The organism is Streptomyces sp. NPDC001135 (assembly GCF_053598395.1).
Genome location: NZ_JBSFKD010000035.1, coordinates 97783 through 104163, shown reverse-complemented (window position 1 = coordinate 104163; position 6381 = coordinate 97783). Strand labels below are relative to the sequence as shown.

General features: G+C 71.8%; 4 protein-coding genes and 1 pseudogene. 4 read left to right on the top strand and 1 reads right to left on the bottom strand.

What is annotated here, in order from left to right:
• Positions 1-137 precede the first annotated feature (137 nt).
• The 4 genes and pseudogenes from ACWC94_RS33370 to ACWC94_RS33355 form a co-directional block, all read left to right on the top strand.
• Positions 138-1376, top strand: coding sequence for a hypothetical protein (locus ACWC94_RS33370; RefSeq protein ID WP_450801047.1), 1239 nt, complete (start codon positions 138-140; stop codon positions 1374-1376).
• Complete coding sequence (locus ACWC94_RS33365; RefSeq protein WP_450801046.1) at positions 1363-3480, top strand: tetratricopeptide repeat protein; 2118 nt, start codon at positions 1363-1365, stop codon at positions 3478-3480. The genes ACWC94_RS33370 and ACWC94_RS33365 overlap by 14 nt, the downstream gene beginning before the upstream one ends.
• Positions 3477-4043 (top strand): flavin reductase family protein, encoded by a 567-nt coding sequence (locus tag ACWC94_RS33360; protein ID WP_450801045.1) that lies wholly within the window; start codon positions 3477-3479, stop codon positions 4041-4043. Before ACWC94_RS33365 ends, ACWC94_RS33360 begins: the two co-directional genes overlap by 4 nt.
• A 318-nt stretch (positions 4044-4361) precedes the next feature.
• Positions 4362-4759 (top strand): annotated as a pseudogene (locus ACWC94_RS33355) ((R)-mandelonitrile lyase); the annotation flags it as partial.
• A gap of 94 nt (positions 4760-4853) precedes the next feature.
• On the opposite strand, the gene ACWC94_RS33350 reads toward ACWC94_RS33355, so the two are convergent.
• Entirely contained in the window at positions 4854-6140 is a 1287-nt protein-coding gene (locus ACWC94_RS33350; protein WP_450801044.1) for a PAS domain-containing protein, read from the bottom strand.
• Positions 6141-6381 lie beyond the last annotated feature (241 nt).

Below are 6381 nucleotides of genomic sequence, written 5' to 3'. Positions count from 1 at the left end.
TACCGCCGGCCTCTGGCCCGCGGCGCCGTCGGCTCACTCCGGCGGCACCACCACCCCGAGAACCCTGCCTGGGGGGCGCCGGGCAATCCGGCCCGGGCGCGCACCGCACACCGGTCGCCAGACAGTGAGGTGAGGCAGTGACGACACCGCCGTCCAGGAATTTCGACGAACCCGTACGGCTGCATCCGCTCACCTATCTCGAGGAGGGCGACGAAGTCACCGTCGGCCGCGCCGACATCGATTCCTACGGCCTCTTTCCGCCCGACGGTGCCGCACTGCTGCGCCGCCTGGAGGACGGCACGCCGCCGAACGCCGCGGGGCGGTGGTACACCGAGCAGTACGGCGAACAGGTGGACATGGCGGAGTTCCTCGACGTCCTCGACGAGCTCGAACTCGTCGTGAAGGAGGGGGAGGAAGTGGCCGGGCCCACGGGTCCGGTGCGCTGGCAGCGGCTCGGTCGCGCCGTCTTCTCCCCGGTCGCCTGGGGCGTGTACGGCCTGATCGTGCTCGCCGCGCTCGTGGTCATGATCAGACAGCCCGATGTGGCGCCGCACTACCAGAACCTGTTCTTCACCCGACGGTCCCTGGTGCTGCTCACCCTCGGCATCGTCCTCGGCCAGGTGCCGTGGATTCTGCTGCACGAGGCAGCCCACGCCCTCGCGGGGCGGCGCCTGGGCCTGAACTCCACCCTGTCGATCAGCCGGCGGTTCTACTACGTCGTCTTCGTGACCGCGCTGGACGGCCTGGTCGCCGTGCCCCGTCGCAAGCGCTACCTGCCGATGCTCGCCGGCATGATCACCGACGTCCTGGTCATCAGCGGCCTGACCCTCGTGGCCGCGGCCCTGCAGGGCGCCGGCGGAGCCACTGCCGTCGTCCGGCGGCTGCTGCTGTCGATGGCCTTCGCGGTCGTCCTCCGGCTGGTGTGGCAGTTCTACTTCTTCCTGCGCACGGACCTGTACTACCTCGCCATCACCGTGCTCGGCTGCAACGACCTGCAGACCACCGCACGCCAGATGCTGCGCAACCGCCTCATGCGGCTGCTGAACAAGCCCGAGCGCATGGTGGACGAGAGCAGCTGGGGCGACCGCGACCGGCAGATCGCCCGCTGGTACTCATGGCTGATGGTGGCCGGCTATGTCTTCCTCACCGTCACACTGCTCACCGCCGCGGTCCCCACCGGAATACGCCTCACCGAGGTCGCCGTGCACAAGCTCGGCAGCGATCTCTCACCGGCCAACGCGGCGGACGTACTGACGTTCCTCACCCTCAACTTCTGGGAGCCGGTCTTCGCCGCCTACCTGGCGCTGCGTGCGTGGCGGCGCCGCACCCGCACTCCCGCCACCACCGCAAAGGAGACCGCACATGCAGCAGGCTGACTCCGCGCCACCCGCCCACCTCGGGCTTCGGGGCGGAACACGGCGCGACCGGGCGGCAGCCCTCGACGGCCTTGCGCTGCCGCCCCTGCTCCTGCCTCCGGTCGACGCCCACCGCCGGCTGCGCGGCCCCTACACGGCGGCCGGCACCGTCGTCCGGGCCCTGGTCCCCGACGTACTCGCCGCCGATCCCGAGCTCGTGCGCCGGCATGACATCGAACTGCTGTCGGTGGCACCCGAGTTGGCGGCCATCGTGCCCAACTCGCGGGAGACGCTGACCTCCATGGCGCTGCCCGCCGAACGTACCCGCTTCTACGCCCGGCTGCGCACCCGGCGGATCGCCAACGGGCTGGTGGAGTTCGTCCGCGACGCGCTGCCCGCGCTCGGCCACGACGGGCCACGGCGCCTGGTGGTGGAGAACGCCGAGCACGCCGAGACCACGGACGAGGAGTTCCTCGCCGCGCTGGTGCGCCGCGTCGATCCCGGCACGCTGACCGTCGTGCTGTGCGGCGCGCACACCCCGGACCCCGACGGCGTCCTGGCCCCCGCGCTCGACCGTCACACCACCGCCGTGTCCGTGACACCGACCGAATCCGCCCCGGCAAGCGGCATGGGCGAGCCCGCATGGTGCTGGGTCGCCTCGGACGGGCTGCTCGACGGCCCCGACGGTACGGCCGCCCGCACCGCCTACGACGCCCTGCCCGCCGCCGAGCGTGCCGCCCTCCACGACCGGCGGGCCGCGCAACTGCGCCGGACCGAGGAGCTCTCGCTCACCCTCGGCGCGCTGCCGTACCACCTCGAGCGCGGCAGCGACCCGGTGGGCGAAGCCGTGCCCGTCCTGTGGGCCGCGTCGGACCACTGCCTCGTCAACGGCTTCTACACCGCCGTCGTCGACTACGGCCGGCGCGGACAGAGCCTGGTCGACGGCCGGGAGAACACCGCGCAATGGTGGAAGTTCGGCGTACAGCTCGGCCTCGCCCTGTCCATGCTCGGCAGGACAAAGGAGGCCGAGGCCGTCTACGACGAGGCGCGTCTGCTGTCGACCGACCCCGCTGTGCACATGGCGTGCGCCTACTCCACCGCCATGCTGTACACACGCCACAACGACCCCGCGGACCGGGACGAGAAGAAGGCCAAGTCGCTCCTCAACGGAGCGATCGCGACGGCCGCGTTGCTGCACGACAGAGTGGAGCAGGCCTTTCAGAGCGCCTTCTACAAGAACGGGCGCGCCCTGGTGGAGGTCAACCTCGGCGACCCCGAGGAGGCGCTGCGCCTGGTCACCGAGTGCATCGACGACCTGGACCGGCGGCTGACCCCGGACGAACACCGTCTGCACCGCTCGGTGCTCAAGAACAACCGGGCCCGGGTGTACGCGGGCCTGGGGCGACTGGACGAGGCACTCGCCGACTACGCCGTCGTCATCGGCCAGGACCCCAACCACGCCGAGCACTACCTGGAACGCGGCAACCTGCTGCGCAGGCTCGGCCGCGGCGACGAGGCCCTCGCCGACTACTCGCGCGCGCTGAGCCTGTCGCCGCCCTTCCCGGAGATCTACTACAACCGCGGCGACCTGCGGTTGAGCGAGGGCGACGCGGCCGGGGCGCTCGCCGACTTCAGCTACGTGATCGAGCAGGACCCCGAGTTCGTGGACGCGTACGTCAACCGTGCGGGTATCCACCTCGAGGCCGGCAACCTGTCCGCCGCGCTCGAGGATGCCCGGGCGGGGCTGCGGCTCGACCCCGCCAACGCCCATCTGCACACCGCCATGGGACAGGCGCTCGCGGAGGACGGCGAACTCGCCGAGGCGGAAGCCGCGTACGACCGTGCGCTGGATGCCGATACGACCCTGGTCAGCGCGCTGTCCGGACGTGCGGGGGTGCGCTATGAGGCCGGACGCCTGCCGGACGCCCTGGACGACCTGTGCCGGGCGGTGGAACTCGATCCCAAGGACGCCGCGTTGCGCTACAACCGCGCTTTCCTCTACCAGGAGAGCGGCAGGCGGCGGGAGGCTCTGGAGGACTTGGAGCTGGCCGTCGTACTCGACCCGGAGGACGCGGAGATCGCCGAGGCGCTGGCCGCGTTGCGCGGACGGCTGGACGCCGCGTGAAGGTGTCTCCCGACGCCGCGGTGACGGCCGAGGACACGGCGGGGCCGGCTGAGCTGCGGTGTGCCGCGCCGGCCGGCCCGGGCTCGCGTGCGCTGCGCGATGTCCTCGGCCGATACGCGACCGGAGTCACCGTGGTCACCTGCGTGGGCCCGAAGCGTGCCCCGGTCGGTGTGACGGTCAACTCCTTCACCTCCGTGTCGCTCGACCCGCCCCTGATCCTGTGGTGTCTCGCGCTGTCCTCCCACAGCCGGCCCGCGTTCACGGATGCCGAGTACTTCGCCGTCAACGTGCTCGCGGCCGATCAGCGTGAACTGGCGTCCCGTTTCGCCGGTCCCGGCCAGCGGTTCCAGGGCCTCGCCACGGAGGCCGGACCGCACGGTGAGCCACTGATACCGGGGGCGGCGGCGACGCTGTGCTGCCGCCGCGTCCGCCTCCTCCCGGCCGGTGACCACATGGTGGTACTGGGCGCCGTGCGGTACCACGCGCGTACGACGCACCGGGTCCTCCTCTTCGCGGACGGCGCCTATCACGAGGGCCCGCCAGGAAACCACCTCGCGCGATGAGGCCGAGCAGCAGAGGAGGATGGCGGCGACAGTCCCCAACTCCCGCCCGCTGCCAGGGCTCTGAGCCGGCTGGCCCACATGATCCTGCCGCTGGAGCAGGTCGCCGAGGGCTGCCGGGCCATGGACGAGCGCCGCGCCATCAAGGCACTCCTCAAGCCCTGATCCAGGCCGCGCCTCTGCGGCCGGGCGCTCGTGTGCGCGGGAGGCGGCGTGCCCCGCGTCGTCCCGGACACGCCGTCGCTCACGTGTTTCCGCGGGAGAGCGGCTCGACCGCGCCCGCCCACCCGCACCACTCACTGGGAAGGTACGACCTAGCAGATCACCCGGAGCTCGATCAACCCCCTCAAGGGACCCGCCGACTGGTTCACCGGCGACGTCTACCTCGACGCCGTGGCCGCTGCACCGGCGCCGTCGCGGGTCAGCGCCAACCTGGTGCACTTCATGCCCGGCGCGCGCACCCACTGGCACCGCCACCCGCTGAGCCAGACCGTCTTCGTCACTGGGGGGTCGGCCTGTGCCGGCGCCGGGGCGGGCTGGTCGAGGTCATCCGTCCCGGTGACCTCCTGTTCGAGGCCGGCGAGGAGCACTGGCACGGCGCCGCGCCGAACCGGCTGATGGTCCATGTGGCCATCAACGAGAGCGACGCCGACCACGACGTCGTGCACTGGCTGACTCCGGTCACCGACGAGGAGTACGCCGCCGCCCCAGCCGTCGACCGACACCTGGGCCGACCCACACCGCCACCGTTCCCGGGGAGTCCAGTGCGCGGCACTTGCCACTGCGAGGTCGGCGCAGACCTGAGTGGAGCGTTCAGACCGGGCTCGCGGGGTTCGCCGCCGTCGAGGACCGGGGCGGCCAGGCCTGTGAGGAGAGGATGCCGAGCACATAGGCTCGGGCGACCAGCGCCGGGCGGGTGGCGGCGTCGAGCAGGGCCCGCAGACGGCTCAGGTGGTAGTCCAGCGTCTGCCGGGACAGGCGCAGCGTCCCTGCGATGTCCGCGTTGCTGTGCCCGGCCGCCAGCAGCGCCAGTATGCGGACCTGGGCGGCCGTCAGGTCCGGTCGGGCCTGATGGCGCAGGCCGAGGTGGGTGCCGACGGCCCATACCCCGGACACACCGGGTGTCGTACCGCACACGGTGGTCAGGTGGATGCGGGCCCGGCGCCGCCAGCCGTCCCGGTCGACGAGTACGGCACAGGTGCGGGCGCTTCGGCGCCGGCCGCTGATCAGGTCGTCCCAGATCCGGTGCAGGGCGCTTCGTTCGGGTGTCCTGGCGAGGAGGGTGTCGGCGGGCAGGCCGATCAGGTCGGAGAGCCGGATGCGCAGGACGTCGGCGACCGCGGCGCCGGCCTCGCTGACCCGGCCGTCGGAGGTCAGGCGGACGCAGAGCAGTCCGCTGTGGTCGCGCAGGGCCTGTAAGTCGGCCTCGGCCTGGTGTCGTTGGTCCAGCACCTGGGTGTAGTCGGTGACGTCGACGTAGATGCCCGCGACACAGCGGTCCGCGCCCCAGCGCACGGGGAAGCGGTAGCCGGCCGCGCGTCCGGAGCGACCGTCGACGCGCCGGTAGGTGAGGGTGTGCCGTACCGGTCGGCCGCGGGTCAGGACCTCCTGGTCGAGGGCGAGGAACCGGGTGATGTCACCGGCTTCGTCGACATCGGCGAGGTGACGGCCGACCACGGCGTCGCGTGTGGTGCCGTACAGGTGGGCATAGGCGTGGTTGGCCCACAGGTAGCGGCCTGTGGCGTCGCGCACGAAGGCCGCGGCCGGGGCGAGGTCGGCGAACGTGGCGTAGGGGTCGTCGTCCGACCGGTCGACCATCTCGATCGCCACTCCCCTGCTGCTGTGCCGTCCCGGCCCGCCGCCGAGTTCCGGCCAGTGGACGTGGAAGGTTCTGCCCTCGAAACACGCGTGGTACGGGCCGCAGCCGGACGCGCCGGACGGACCGCCGCCGTCCGCGTGGAGGGCCTCGAGGAAACGGCGGGTGGCGCGCCGGTCGTCGAACGCGGCGCCCCCGCTGTCGACCACGCTCAGGCCGCTGTCGGCTTCCCACCAGGACACCGCAAGGGGCGCGAGTAACGCCTTGAAATCAGCCTCGTCCACGTCCAACTCCTTCAACCCTGCACCACATCACTTTGGGTGATACCTCATGCGTATCCCGTAAGGGATGGGGCATGCGAGCGGGGCGGACGCATCACGCTGTGGCGTCGTCGACCCCCTAGCGCATGACCGCACGTTCTCCCGGCGCGAATCGGCGGCAGCAGTAAGGCATTTGCCTGAGTGCTCCGGGAATCCCGGCGCCTCGGACGCGGGCGGGTGCTGGTTCGCTTGAAGGAGACGACGT